This window comes from Polaribacter sp. PL03 (genome assembly GCF_033875165.1).
Lineage (GTDB): Bacteria > Bacteroidota > Bacteroidia > Flavobacteriales > Flavobacteriaceae > Polaribacter.
Genome location: NZ_JAWZSV010000002.1, coordinates 145,058 through 158,192, shown reverse-complemented (window position 1 = coordinate 158,192; position 13,135 = coordinate 145,058). Strand labels below are relative to the sequence as shown.

The following is a 13,135-nucleotide window of genomic DNA, read 5'->3' as shown; positions in this document are numbered from 1 at the left end:
TTTTTTATTTTACTGATAATTAACACTATAAATTTACGAAATTCACTTTAAAAATCTTTTAAAGATATTACAAATTAAATAGTATTTTTGAAATCTAAAAAATAGAAATGAGTATGCAAGTCGTTTTTGAAGATGAATACCTATTATGTGTGAGTAAACCAAACAATATGTTGGTGCATCATGCACATCATTCTAGAAATGTTGCAGATGAAACTTCGCTTTTGCAATTAATACAAGAAGAAAAAGGAATTAAAGCATATCCTATTCATCGATTAGATAGAAAAACATCTGGTATTATTTTATTAGCAAAAGACACAAGCTATGTTTCTAAGTTTCAGGAGTTGTTTACCAATAATGAAATTGAAAAAACTTATTACGGAGTTGTAAGAGGTTTTTCACCAGAAGCAAAAACAATAGATTCTCCTGTTAAAGGACGAGATGCAAACGTACACAAAGAAGCTTTAACATATTTAAAAACATTAGCGCAAGTTACCTTAGATGTTCCTGTAAAACCTTATGATTCTTCTCGTTACAGTTTGGTAGAAATGAAACCAAAAACAGGTAGAATGCATCAATTAAGAGTTCATACAAATAAAATTAGTCATCCTTTAATTGGTGATGCTAAATACGGTGATAAAAACCATGATGTAATGTTCGATGAAAATTTTGGATGGAAAAACATGTTCTTACATGCAGGTAAATTAGAATTTAAACATCCTTTCTCTGAAGAAGAATTGGTCTTAAAAGCGAACTTCCCAGAAGATTGGATCTCTTTATTTAAAGAATTTTCGTGGAAAAATCCTTTGCTACAGTAAGTCTCTTTATTAAAATTTTTTATTGCTCAATAGAAAGAGAATCAAACGCAATTAATTCACCAGCCTCAAAAGTTGGTGTAACTTCAATTGGGTTGCAGCAAACCTCACAGTCTTCTATGTAGGTTTGTTGGCGCACGCTTGCATCTAAAATCATTGAAATATCTTCCCAACAATGTGGGCATTGAAAAAAATGTTCTTGTTCCATTATATGTTTACATTATAAATACCATCAATAAACTGATACTAGATACTAAAATAAGGAATTTTCAGAATTAAAAGAACACTTATTGCGTATATATAAATTACATTTTACTAACTTTTCTTTTTAAGATTGATTCTTAATGCAATAGCATTTATTAATTGTTAATTTTTTATTGAAATAATAAAAATGACAAGAACCCTTCGTTTCTTTAGATTAGAAAATAGAAATTAATTTCTACGATGTTTTAAATATCTCTGTAATTAATTTGAAAAACGGATAAAACTAGAATTTGTAAAAAATATATTTTTAAGCTCATTAAATTTATAATTCAAACAAAATAGATTTCTAAATAGTTAAATCCATAAAAAAAATCCTTATCATTTTATTGATAAGGATTTTTTTTATGCTATTGTAAGTCTTAAATACTACAATTCTTTAAAAATTGCATGCATCATTCTCTTTTTATCATTAATGCTTTCTTCTAAAGCAATCATCGTTTCTGTTCTGTTTACACCAGGAATATCATCTATTGCATAAATAATGTCTTTTGCATCATTAGTTCCTTTTGCTCTTACTTTACAAAAAATATTGTATTTACCGGCAGTTACATAAGCTACAGTTACGTTTGGTATACCTCTTAAATTCTCTATAACACTCTGTGTCATAGATGTTTTTTCTAAATAAACACCTACATGAGCTATAAAAGAATAACCCATTTTTTCATAGTTTAATGTTAGTGTAGAACCTTGAATAATGCCTTCGTCCTCCATCTTTTTTACACGAACGTGAATTGTACCTGCAGATACTAATAATTGTTTCGCAATATCTGTAAAAGGTGTTCTCGCATTCTCTATTAAGACGTCTAGAATTTGATGGTCGATTTCGTCTAGGATAAATTTTTTCATTATTTATATATTATTCAATTATATCTGCAAATTTATGATTTTAATTTAAGAAAACAATAATAAAAATGAGAAATATCCAATGTTTTTAACTTTCGAAAACGATTTCGTGGAGCCCAAATTTGTTTTTTAAGCTTTCTTCTTCAATTTTAACCAAAGTTGAAACTAGATTATCCATAATCACTTCATCTTTAAATTGATAAGCAATATCATTTTTAGAGTCGGAATATCTATGAATAATATCATAAAAAGCTTTGTCATTATTAGGTATTAAAAAATAGTCTTTATAAGATGTAAAATCTGTGTTTTTTGCTATGTAATAGATCCCTTGCAGAATCGAGAAGAAAGTATATTTTCTAGATTCTTCTCTTATGTAGTCTTCTGGGTAATGGCCAGATTCTATTAAGATCGTATTATAACCTAATTTCTGAAAATTATCTCCGGTTGCTGTTGGGTAAAATTCATCTGTATATCTACCAACATGGTTTGGTATTACGTTTTGTAACATTGCATTCATGGCAATAATTACATTCATTGTTTCTTTTCTACCAGTTGTTAAAGCTCTAGTAACTTCTTCCGAAGGTGCTAAAAAAGAAATGGTGGCTGTATTTTTTGTGTTTTCTACATTAAAAATAGTTCTTTGGTCGTGTAGGTTAAAACAAAACTGCGGATTAAAATCTTCTAAAACACTTCTTAGTAATTTACTTTCTTTTGCTTTTCTATCTACAGCATCTCTATTTAAATCAATATTATTTCCATTTACTCTTGTGTACACTTCTGCTCCATCAGGATTTAGCATTGGTATAAAAACAAGTGTACAGTTTTCTAAAACGGACTTTAACTCTTCTTTAGTTGAATTTAAGAAACAATTAAAAAGATCAAATAAAGCTCTTGTACCTGTACTTTCGTTACCGTGCATTTGAGACCATAGTAAAATTTTCTTTTTTCCTGAACCAATTTTTAATTGATATATAGGTGTTTCTTGTTCAGAAGATCCTATTTGAGTCACATTAAAAACGTCTTCGTATTTCTTAAATAAATTTTTAATGTCTTTAAAGCGAATCCATTTTCCAGAAAGGGAGGTTTCTTTTTCTTGCTTAAAAATTGTTTCTAAAAAATCTATAGTTAGTAAACTCATAATTGGTGGTTATATAATCTGCCGTAAAAATAAACGAATCACATTTGTAATCAAACTAAAATGTTACAAATGTAAATTTTGGTTTTATTACAATTGTAAACAGTTGCTTTTTCATTTTACATTACTTTTGTAAACAAACAAAAAACAAGTGTTTACTTTCCTAAATAGATAGTTCACTCAGTATAAGTACACTCTATAATACGATATTAATAACTTGTATTTAAGTGACTTAACTTAGTTTTATTAAAGTGTTACTTTATACTATTTTACAGTGAATTAAATTAAAATAAGATTTAACATTGTAGTTAAAATGATAAGTTTTACATTTGTAAAACAGTAAGTTGTTACAATGATAAACAGTGAAGATTTTACAAACAGGCTTAAGAAATTGATGGAACACCATCAACTTTCGGCATCTACCTTTGCAGATAAAGTAGGTGTGCAACGCTCTAGCATTTCTCATATTCTATCTGGCAGAAATAAACCAAGCTTAGATTTTATATTAAAAGTAACTTCAGAATTTAAAGATGTAGACATTCATTGGTTACTAAAAGGAAAAGGTGTTTTTCCTAAAGTAGCTGTTTCAAAAGAAAATACCACTTCTTCTACTCCATCTTTATTTAATGGTAATTCAGAAAACGTAGGAAAAAAAATACAACGTATTGTAGTTTTTTATTCTGATGGCACTTTCGATGAATATCAGAAATAAAAAAAAACAAGTTTAAAAACAAAGTTTTCTTTTTTACCTTAAACTTATTTAAATAATATATTTTAGTATTTATGAATAAAATAGATATTCGAACCGTAAATGTTACGCAATATTTACAACCTTTAAGAGAAGGTGGTTCTTTACCAGCAATTGTAAAAGCAGATGATGGCTTTTTATATGTGTTAAAATTTAGAGGAGCAGGACAAGGAAAAAAAGCATTAATTGCAGAATTTATTGGAGGCGAACTGGCAAGAGCTATAAAGTTAAATGTACCAGAATTGGTATTTATGAATTTAGACGATTCATTTAGCAAAACAGAACCAGATGAAGAAATTCAAGATTTACTAAAATTTAGCGTTGGCTTAAACTTAGGGTTGCATTTTTTATCTAGTGCAATAACATACGATCCTTTGGTTTCTAAAGTAGACTCTTTAACCGCATCTAAAGTTGTAATTTTAGATAGCCTAATTAGTAATATCGATAGAACTGCAAAAAACACTAATTTACTAAACTGGAATAATGAATTGTGGGTTATTGATAATGGTGCAAGTTTGTACTTTCATCATAATTGGCAAACTTGGGAAAATCATTTAACAAGAACCTTTCCTTTAATAAAAGACCATGTGCTTTTACCAAAGGCAACTATGCTAACAGAAGCTTCCGAAGAAATAAAACAACTTGTAAATATTAATGTTATTACAGAAATTGTAGCAAATATTCCGGAAGACTGGTTATTAAGCGAAGGAGATGTTTTGTCACCAAAAGAAATGCGTGCTGCCTATATTGCTTTTTTAAATGCAAAACTTTCTAAGATAGACCAATTAGTTAAAGAAGCTGAAGATGCAAGATAAATACACATTCGAATACGCAATTATTAGAGTTGTGCCAAAAGTAGAACGAGAAGAGTTTTTTAATGTTGGTGTAATCTTGTTTTCTAAACGAAAGAAATATTTAGATATTAAATACCACATAAATGCAGATAAACTAAAAGCACTTGCACCAGATATAGAAGTAGAAAGTCTAAAGAACTATTTACATGCTTGGAAATTAGTTTGCGACGGAAAAGCTGCTGGAGGAAAAATTGGAGAATTAGAAATTTCTGATCGTTTTAGATGGCTTGCAGCTTGTAGAAGTACGATTATACAAAGTTCTAAAACACATCCTGGTATTTGTGAAAACCCAGAAAATGAATTAGATGATATTTTTAAAAAGTATGTTTTGTAAGAAACATACTTTTTAACTTTAAGCGAAACTCTTAACTCCTAAAAATCCTTTTATTAAACCTACTTCTTGTGTTGTTTTAGGAACTTTAAAATTAAAATATTTGTGTAAAGGAATTTCAAAACCTTTATAATTTAAGTAATTATTTAAAGCCGTATTTAAACCTTCGCTATATAAATGATGCTCTGCTCCTGTTGGATCTTCATGATACAAATCATTTTCTGCAAATCCTTTAAACTCTGGTCCTATAATATTAATTTCAAACTCGTCTGGGTTTTTACCTACAGGACTATGACTTGTGCATGCAAATTGATGCCAAAAAGCAGATTGAATACAATTATTCTGAAATAACTGACGCACAACTTCTAAAGAATCGATGGTTTCTTGCGCTGTTTCCGTAGGAAAACCAAACATTAAATACGCATGCACCATAATATTTTCATCTGCAAAAGCCTTAGTAACTCTTGCAACTTGTGCAATATCTACTCCTTTTTTCATTTTAGCCAACAACCTGTCTGATGCAACTTCTAAACCACCTGTAACTGCAATACAACCAGATTTAGATAACAAAGAACATAACTCTGGTGTAAATGTTTTTTCGAATCTGATGTTGGTCCACCAAGTAATATAGACTTTGCGTTCCATCAATTTATTAGCCAATGCTCGTAGCATTTTTGGTGGCGCAGCTTCATCTACAAAATGAAAACCTGTAACTCCGGTTTCTGAAATTATTTTTTCAATTTTATTAACTAAATCGTCTGCTGTGGTATTCTCGTAATTACTAATATAATCTAATGTAACATCGCAAAAAGAACATTGTTTCCAATAACAACCATGAGAAATGGTGAGTTTATTCCATTTACCATCAGACCACATTCTGTGCATCGGATTCATTACATCTAAAAAAGATAAATATTTTTCCGTTGGCAAACCAATATAACTTGGCGCGGGTAAATTTTTATGATGAAAAATGGTATTCGGAATTTTATTAGCATACACAACCTTATTATCTCTACAGATATAAGTTCTTTCTAACTTGTCCTCTCCTATTTTTCCTGCAATAAATTCGGTAATTCTTAACAACGGACCTTCGCCATCATCTAAAGTTATAAAATCTACAAAATCGAAAATTCTAGGATCAGACAAACGTCTTAATTCTGTGTTGCAATAACCACCGCCCATTCCTATTTTAATGGCAGGATAATTTTGTTTTATAAATTGCGCACATCGCAACGCAGAAAATAAATTACCAGGAAAAGGAACCGTAAAACAAACTAAATCATAATTATCTTGCTGTATTTTCTCGTCTAACAAATACAGCATTTCATCTTCTATTAACGTAGTTTCGAATTGCAAGCATTCGTCTAACTCATCGAAACTAGAAGCTGCTCTACCAATTTGTTCTGCATAGCGTGTAAAAGAGAAAAATTCATCTACATTTAAATTTATAAAATCGCCCAGTTCTTCTACAAACAACGTAGCAATATGTTTGGCTTTGTCTAAAATACCTAGTTTACCAAATTCTGTTGTTAAATCTTTGTCTAATTTAATACGTCTATGTCCGTGTGGTAAATAATCTTTATGCACAATTTGATACGCAGCCGTAACTTCTTGTACACGTAAATAACTCATTACAGAATCTACCTTATTTATATAGTCTTCTCTTTGGCTCCAAACCAAAGGCAATTCTTTATTACCAAGCATTTCTGCTTGCTTAAAAATAGCGTCTATAAATTCTTTTGTAAATACCGCAGTAAACAACTCGATACTTAAATCCATTTGCGTTGCAATTACATCTTTAGAATCTAAAAACCCTTTAATATATGCAGTTGCAGGGTACGCAGTATTTAATTGTGTAAATGGTGGTGTTATTAAAAGGGTGTTTATAGACATAAAATTTTGTAAAGTGCAAAGATGCGTTTTTATTCTAATGTATAGAAAGGTTAAAATGGATATCATTTAAAATTATTCTGTGAAGAAAAACAGATTTTCTTCTTATTAGAACCGTTTTAAAGCTTTGCTTATTATTATAATACAACACCAATTACTGAAACCCGTAAACTTAAAAGGCTGTTTATTTATACGTTTGTTTTTGTGGTTTAAATGGTAGGTTAAGCCTTTGTGAAATAATGATGGATATATTAAAAAAGAGTAGTTTTATTATTGATTTTTTAGCACAAAAAAACTAACTTCGCTAACCTTTGATATAAAAAGACTTTAATTTAACACACAAACGTTTTCCTCTCCAATAATGAAATCGAATTTGGTATACCAAAAAGGATTAAAGTACAATTAATATCAGGCGATAATTAATGTTATGATCAATTAATAAAAAGGATATGAAAGAACAAATACAAAGAAATTTTAAAGATTTTCATGATAAAATTAGAATTAAAGATTTAGATCGTGAAGAAGAAAGCAATAAAATACTCCGTGAAAAAAGAGATATATTATTAAAAGATATTAAAACTTATTTTGATAAAAAAAACAAAGACTTAGATACTCAAGAACAGATAAAATACGAATGGTTTAATCAAGGAAGTTACGCTATGTATACAGGTGTAAAACCTCTTGATGATAGTGACTTTGATATTGATGTTGCCATAGTGCTTGATATTAATAAAGAAAACTATTCTAATCCAACAACTGTGAAAAAGTGGATATTTGAAGCGTTGGACACAAAAATTAATAGAACAGTTTTATGGAAGAAACCTTGCATTACTGTTCAATATACAAAAGCAGGTGAAGAAAAATACCATGTAGATTTTGCTATTTATGCAGGAAATAATGATGATAATAAATATTATTTAGCAAAAGGAAAAGAAACATCCATATCAGATGAGAAAAAATGGGATGAATCCTCTCCAAAAGAACTTAAAGACTCAATTAACAATAGATTTGAAGGTTCGGAAGAGAAAAAACAATTTAAAAGGGTTATAAAATATTTAAAAAGATGGAAAGAGGAGAACTTTAAAAGCGAAAACAGCGGTACAGGTAAACCAACTGGGATTGCTTTAACTGCATTAATATATAAACACTTCACTCCATTTGTAAAGGATCACTTCACTAATACACCGGAAGTAAATGACTTAAGCGCGTTACTTAATTCAGTAAGTCACATTATTAATTCTAATATATGGTCAGAGATTGAAATACACTTACCTGTACCTCCATATAATAACCTATTTTCAGAAATGACTTCTATCCAAATGGAGAAGTTCAAAGAGAAATTAACTACTTTAAAAAATAAACTAGAAGAGGCTCAAGAAAATATAGATCCCCACGAAGCTAGTAAATTAATTCAAAAAGTTTTAGGAAGTGACTTTCCAATAATTGAAAAAGAAAAAATTTCTGTAAGATCCTCAATGCCAGCAATGACAAGTTCTGGAGAATCTGCTTAAATGAAAACGCAGAAAATAATTCAGTATTTGAACTCTATTGAGTTTATTTCAAATATTAAAAAAATTAATACCTCTATAAAGCAAGATAGAGGTGTCAATTTTTTATTTACGTTTAGTATGGACTTTCAGAATAAGGAAGAAAAGTTCTACATCGGGTTTCAGTCAAATTTCCCATTAAGTAAACCAATCATATTTCTTGAGACTTATAATCAATTTGGTTTTATACCACATATTGACCCAGATGGTTATGTTTGTTATGCTCATGATGAAGGGTTAGTTCTTGATTTTAATAATCCAAAAGGGATTATTAAAAGTAGTATTGAACGAGCAACTTTAACTTTAATGGATGGAATTCAAGGGAAAAATAATGATAATTTTTTCAATGAATTTGATAATTACTTATTAGCAAACAAATACACAAAAGAAAATATTTTATCATTTATAGAGATTTCCAAAGGAGTAAAAAAAATAGGCACCTATAAATTAAAAGATAAAATGCTTTTATGTGAAAGTAAAAATAAACTCAAACAATATAATCTAAAAGGCTTATTAAATTATAATAATGAGAAACTTGAAGAATTACCCCCTTTTTTATTTGCTCACATTGATTCACCTATAAAACCTCATGATTTTGACAAAAAATGGTATAAAAATGAGTTTATAGATATAATTGAATCTAGGTTATCAAAAGTAGAAAAAATAGAATTGAAAAGGTTAATGTTTAATCTAAAAACTACTCATATAATATTGCATTTTCAAGCTCCAAATCTAAGTAATTGCTTAATTGGATTTAATATTAAAACAAAAGGACTTAAAAAAAGTTTAGATCCCATTGAAATTGATATTTATCCTATATCAAGAATTGATTTAAACTATGTTAATTTACGAGGTGGTGGCTTTGAAAATATTAATAATAAAAAAGTACTTTTAATAGGATGTGGATCTGTAGGTGGATTTATTGCGCATAAATTAGTAAAGTCAGGTGTTGCTAATATAACTTTAGTTGATCATGATAAATTTGACTTAGATAATATTAATAGACATATTTTAGGACTTAATTCAATTGATAAAATAAAAGTAGAAGCATTAAAAGAATTTATTGAAGATTCTGTTATTACATTAAAAATCTCAACAATCAACAGCAAGATAGAAGAGGCTATCAATACAAAAAAGATTAAACTGAAAGACTATGATTTGATAATATCAGCAACTGGTAATCCTACAGTTAACTTATGGTTAAATGATTTGATAATTAAGACTTGTAACAAACCACTTATTATAACATGGGTTGAACCTTATGGTATTGGTGGTCATAGTATTTTACTGAATAATCAAAAAAAAGGTTGTTATCGCTGTTTAATGGATCAAAAAACAAATCATAATCGTGCTGCATTTTATTCTGTGGGGCAATCATTTATTAAAAGCTTAACGAGTTGTTCAAGTGTATTTACCCCTTATGGAGTATTGGATGCAGAAGAATCAGCTATCAATTGTGTTAAATTAGCTTTATCAATTCTTTTAGGAAATGAGAAAGATAATCCTATTATGTCCTGGAAAGGAGATAATAAATCATTTACAGATAATAACTATATTTTATCCCAAAGATATAATTTAAGTCATGAGGATTTGTATAAAGAAAAGTATACGTATAAAAATAAAAGATGTCTAACATGTGCAAAGCTATAAGATTTAAGCTACCGAATAATGAAATACTTCAAATTAATGGAGATGTTATAAAGAAGCTCTCATCATTTAAGCAAATAGAGTCAAAAAGCACTGAAGCAGGAGGTATTTTATTAGGTAGAATAATAAAAGAAACTAATCATTTAATTATCGACGAATTAACAATTCCATCTCATAATGATGTTAGAAAAAGGTTCTATTTTAAAAGGAATAAAAATTCACACCAAGAAATAGTTGATATCAGGTGGTTAGAATCTGATAAAACTGAAAATTATTTTGGAGAATGGCATACTCATGCTGAGGATATCCCAATTCCATCTTCTGTAGATAAAAATGACTGGAGAAGACGTGTCAAAGAAGATAAATTATTTCTGTTTTTTTTGATTTCAATTATTGTTGGTAGAAAAAATATTGGTGTTTGGTTAACAGATAAAAATAAAAAAACAGTTAAATTAAGAAAAATAAATGTGGGAATTTAAATATAAAGAACTTGAATTTAAGTGGCTAGGGATTGGGTTGTATAATAGGTTTTGTTATGGTTTATTTACTCTAGGTTCAACTTTAGTTGTAGATAGATTTACATTTAATTGGTGGTATTTATTAAATTTTGATTTTATATCTGACAATCTAAAATTGAAATATGGTCAAGTTGATGGTATTGATGAACTAATTATAGGTTTAATCTTCATCGTCCTTTCCATTATATTTTTTTTATTTAAGAAAAAGTATGAATTATGGTACAAAACAAAATATCCATGCAATTTGATTGCTATAAAGCAACAAGGATTACAAGCAAATAGTTTTCCTGATTTTAATAAAAAAATAGCTGGTAAAGATTTTAGAAACTCTATAATTCACCCTATTTTGATTAATGAAATTGATTTAGATAAGAATAAAGAATATCAAAAAGCACTTACTAATCAAGATTCTATAATCTCAGATATTTTAAACTTAAAAGATTCTCTCATAAATCACGAACTTGCCTATTGGGGCATTACAAGAATTCCTTTAGCATATCGTTTAGGTGTAAAATTAAGTGACACTCAAACAATATATGTATTTGATTACAACAGAGAAAGTCAAAAGTGGAATCAATTATCTTATTCATGGTTAAAAAATAAAATAATAAGGCCTAAAAAATTTACAATTAACACATCAAATATTTTTAACAATTCATCTCAGAATTTAATAATATCGATAAGTACTACTTTTAATGTGTCTATAGATGAATGCTTAAAAGTTGTTCCTAACTATTATAAATTTTATAACTTGTTTTTATTTAATATTGGTAATGGAAAAAGAGATCGTTTTAAAACTATTAGCGAAATAAATTTACTTTCAGAACAATACAGAAAGTTGATGGATGAAATTTCAACAGATTCTAATATAAAAACAATTCATTTATTCTATGCTGGTCCCAACTCATTAGCTTTCAAATTTGGTTCTGTTTATTCAGAATCTATTCATCCAAATATAATAGTTTATAATTATAATAGAAATGATAACCCATGTTATTCTTGGGGATATAATGTTAGTAAAAATATGATAGTAGGTTCTTAAAGTGACCTAATAATCTAATATAGATACTAAAATTCAATTTTTAAACAATAGATTTATAAAAATTTACATTTTGAATTACTGAAAAAATGAAAAATATAAGAAAATATATTTATGATATAAAATATTAAAATTATAATAGTTCACAGCAATAACAAAATGAGAAACTACCTACAAACCTTTGGCATTTTAACAGAAAAAGAAATCGACATTTTTGAAAGTAAGGTTCAGAAAAGCAATTAAAAAACATTCATCTGAAATAGAATGACAAAAAAACAAACAAAACGAATACTCAGAATAATATTTATTGTTGTAAGTATATCTTCTTTGTGGTTTGTACCATGGACTTTGGTAAAAGCTTGGGTATTGCCACTACCTGATACTGTTGAAGAACAAGTAAATATGGCAATTGATTATGGTTTTGATGGAATGATTGTTTATGTGGACGAAGCAGGTAAACCGCCAGCATTTTATACAAGTGGTTGGAAAGACCGAAAAAACAAAATACCTACCAACCCGCAAGCCTTATTCAATATTGGCAGTATCAGTAAGCTATATGTTGCCGTTGCTATCACTAAATTAGTTAAAGACAAACATTTATCTTTAGATAAAACGCTCGCTGATTACTTTCCAGAACTTGTGGGTAGAATTGAAAATGCAGAAAAAATTACTGTGAGGTTAATGATACAACATCGCAGTGGTATTCCTAATTATACGGATTATGGTTATTGGGATAACCCAACAAAAAGTAGTAAAGAAACCCTTGAATTGGCACTTGATTTGCCAGCTAATTTTGAGCCAGGTGAAGCTTATGGTTATTCAAATACGAATTATCTATTGCTTCGAAAACTCATGGACAAGGTCTTAGGTTATAGTCGCAACCAATATATTAAGGAGAAAATTTTAACACCACTCGAGCTAAACAATACATACAATTCCCTTAATGAAGTAAATATAGATGATATTATGAGTGGCTATCATGTTGGCTATGAATACGATTTAAAAGCGGAATATGGTGGAATGTTTGCTACTGCAGAAGATGTTGGCATTTTTTTAAGAGCACTAAACAATGGTTCTGTGTTTAATGAAGGTGAACAAGAAATCTATTCTTCAATTTATGTGTACAAACATTCTGGTTGGGTTCTTGGATATCAGAGTTTTTCTGAATATCATGAAGATATTGATACTGTTGTTGTTCTGTTTAATAACACAACAGATTCTAAACTATATAAATGGAATTTGGCAGAAATTATATATAACCGAATCGTAAAAATAATTAGAAAGACAAAAAACGCACAACAATCTTTATAGTTAATGACTAAAGTGTTAAATCTGAAGTTCAGTTCTTTTTTTTAAAATTCTGTAATAAACTGAAAGTTTCGACTCTTTAAAACGCCACTAACCATAGAATAACCTTTATCGAGTCCATATAAAACAAACATCCAACATTTTTACACAATGCTAGATGTTTGCTTTTAATCAACTTTGGTTTTTCTAAAAAAGATTT

13 protein-coding genes are annotated in these 13,135 nt (G+C 28.5%); 9 read left to right on the top strand and 4 right to left on the bottom strand.

Annotation, left to right across the window (positions count from 1 at the left end; all coding sequences use genetic code 11):
- Positions 1 to 107 precede the first annotated feature (107 nt).
- Positions 108 to 815 carry a pseudouridine synthase gene (locus SHK09_RS03945; protein WP_319809478.1) on the top strand — a complete coding sequence of 236 codons (708 nt, stop codon included), beginning with the start codon at positions 108 to 110 and terminating at the stop codon, positions 813 to 815.
- A 19-nt stretch (positions 816 to 834) separates the two neighbouring features.
- Here the strand turns inward: SHK09_RS03945 and SHK09_RS03940 are convergent, their stop codons facing one another.
- The 3 genes from SHK09_RS03940 to SHK09_RS03930 form a co-directional block, all read right to left on the bottom strand.
- Positions 835 to 1,020: a CPXCG motif-containing cysteine-rich protein gene (locus SHK09_RS03940; protein WP_319809477.1), complete on the bottom strand. Its 186-nt coding sequence runs from the start codon at positions 1,018 to 1,020 to the stop codon at positions 835 to 837.
- Between the two features lie 422 nt (positions 1,021 to 1,442).
- Positions 1,443 to 1,922 carry an Lrp/AsnC family transcriptional regulator gene (locus tag SHK09_RS03935; protein WP_319809476.1) on the bottom strand — a complete coding sequence of 160 codons (480 nt, stop codon included), beginning with the start codon at positions 1,920 to 1,922 and terminating at the stop codon, positions 1,443 to 1,445.
- Positions 1,923 to 2,007: 85 nt separating this feature from the next.
- Positions 2,008 to 3,057 (bottom strand): M14 family zinc carboxypeptidase, encoded by a 1,050-nt coding sequence (locus SHK09_RS03930; protein WP_319809475.1) that lies wholly within the window; start codon positions 3,055 to 3,057, stop codon positions 2,008 to 2,010.
- A 349-nt stretch (positions 3,058 to 3,406) separates the two neighbouring features.
- Between SHK09_RS03930 and SHK09_RS03925 the strand changes: the two genes are divergently transcribed.
- The 3 genes from SHK09_RS03925 (at position 3,407) to SHK09_RS03915 (ending at position 4,990) form a co-directional block, all read left to right on the top strand.
- On the top strand, positions 3,407 to 3,766 hold the full coding sequence (locus SHK09_RS03925) for a helix-turn-helix transcriptional regulator (protein ID WP_319809474.1): 360 nt from the start codon (positions 3,407 to 3,409) through the stop codon (positions 3,764 to 3,766).
- Positions 3,767 to 3,837: 71 nt separating this feature from the next.
- Complete coding sequence (locus SHK09_RS03920; RefSeq protein ID WP_319809473.1) at positions 3,838 to 4,617, top strand: HipA family kinase; 780 nt, start codon at positions 3,838 to 3,840, stop codon at positions 4,615 to 4,617.
- Positions 4,607 to 4,990, top strand: coding sequence for a DUF3037 domain-containing protein (locus SHK09_RS03915; protein WP_319809472.1), 384 nt, complete (start codon positions 4,607 to 4,609; stop codon positions 4,988 to 4,990). The genes SHK09_RS03920 and SHK09_RS03915 overlap by 11 nt, the downstream gene beginning before the upstream one ends.
- Positions 4,991 to 5,008: 18 nt before the next feature.
- Here the strand turns inward: SHK09_RS03915 and SHK09_RS03910 are convergent, their stop codons facing one another.
- A complete protein-coding gene (locus SHK09_RS03910) occupies positions 5,009 to 6,880 on the bottom strand; it encodes a radical SAM protein (protein WP_319809471.1) in 1,872 nt (623 codons plus the stop codon).
- Between the two features lie 446 nt (positions 6,881 to 7,326).
- Here SHK09_RS03910 and SHK09_RS03905 point away from each other — a divergent pair, with 446 nt between their 5' ends.
- The 5 genes from SHK09_RS03905 (at position 7,327) to SHK09_RS03885 (ending at position 12,939) form a co-directional block, all read left to right on the top strand.
- On the top strand, positions 7,327 to 8,388 hold the full coding sequence (locus SHK09_RS03905) for a cyclic GMP-AMP synthase DncV-like nucleotidyltransferase (RefSeq protein ID WP_319809470.1): 1,062 nt from the start codon (positions 7,327 to 7,329) through the stop codon (positions 8,386 to 8,388).
- Complete coding sequence (locus tag SHK09_RS03900) at positions 8,389 to 10,074, top strand: ThiF family adenylyltransferase (protein WP_319809469.1); 1,686 nt, start codon at positions 8,389 to 8,391, stop codon at positions 10,072 to 10,074. It abuts the gene before it with no gap.
- Positions 10,050 to 10,550, top strand: coding sequence for a Mov34/MPN/PAD-1 family protein (locus tag SHK09_RS03895; RefSeq protein WP_319809468.1), 501 nt, complete (start codon positions 10,050 to 10,052; stop codon positions 10,548 to 10,550). Before SHK09_RS03900 ends, SHK09_RS03895 begins: the two co-directional genes overlap by 25 nt.
- Positions 10,537 to 11,631 carry an SAVED domain-containing protein gene (locus SHK09_RS03890; protein ID WP_319809467.1) on the top strand — a complete coding sequence of 365 codons (1,095 nt, stop codon included), beginning with the start codon at positions 10,537 to 10,539 and terminating at the stop codon, positions 11,629 to 11,631. The genes SHK09_RS03895 and SHK09_RS03890 overlap by 14 nt, the downstream gene beginning before the upstream one ends.
- A 261-nt stretch (positions 11,632 to 11,892) precedes the next feature.
- Entirely contained in the window at positions 11,893 to 12,939 is a 1,047-nt protein-coding gene (locus tag SHK09_RS03885) for a serine hydrolase domain-containing protein (RefSeq protein ID WP_319809466.1), read from the top strand.
- The last annotated feature ends 196 nt before the right edge of the window (positions 12,940 to 13,135 follow it).

Coding starts and splice junctions, on each gene's coding strand:
- SHK09_RS03945 (WP_319809478.1), top strand. CDS start 108: ATGAGTATGCAAGTCGTTTTTGAAGATGAATACCTATTATGTGTGAGT.
- SHK09_RS03940 (WP_319809477.1), bottom strand. CDS start 1,020: ATGGAACAAGAACATTTTTTTCAATGCCCACATTGTTGGGAAGATATT.
- SHK09_RS03935 (WP_319809476.1), bottom strand. CDS start 1,922: ATGAAAAAATTTATCCTAGACGAAATCGACCATCAAATTCTAGACGTC.
- SHK09_RS03930 (WP_319809475.1), bottom strand. CDS start 3,057: ATGAGTTTACTAACTATAGATTTTTTAGAAACAATTTTTAAGCAAGAA.
- SHK09_RS03925 (WP_319809474.1), top strand. CDS start 3,407: ATGATAAACAGTGAAGATTTTACAAACAGGCTTAAGAAATTGATGGAA.
- SHK09_RS03920 (WP_319809473.1), top strand. CDS start 3,838: ATGAATAAAATAGATATTCGAACCGTAAATGTTACGCAATATTTACAA.
- SHK09_RS03915 (WP_319809472.1), top strand. CDS start 4,607: ATGCAAGATAAATACACATTCGAATACGCAATTATTAGAGTTGTGCCA.
- SHK09_RS03910 (WP_319809471.1), bottom strand. CDS start 6,880: ATGTCTATAAACACCCTTTTAATAACACCACCATTTACACAATTAAAT.
- SHK09_RS03905 (WP_319809470.1), top strand. CDS start 7,327: ATGAAAGAACAAATACAAAGAAATTTTAAAGATTTTCATGATAAAATT.
- SHK09_RS03900 (WP_319809469.1), top strand. CDS start 8,389: ATGAAAACGCAGAAAATAATTCAGTATTTGAACTCTATTGAGTTTATT.
- SHK09_RS03895 (WP_319809468.1), top strand. CDS start 10,050: ATGTCTAACATGTGCAAAGCTATAAGATTTAAGCTACCGAATAATGAA.
- SHK09_RS03890 (WP_319809467.1), top strand. CDS start 10,537: ATGTGGGAATTTAAATATAAAGAACTTGAATTTAAGTGGCTAGGGATT.
- SHK09_RS03885 (WP_319809466.1), top strand. CDS start 11,893: ATGACAAAAAAACAAACAAAACGAATACTCAGAATAATATTTATTGTT.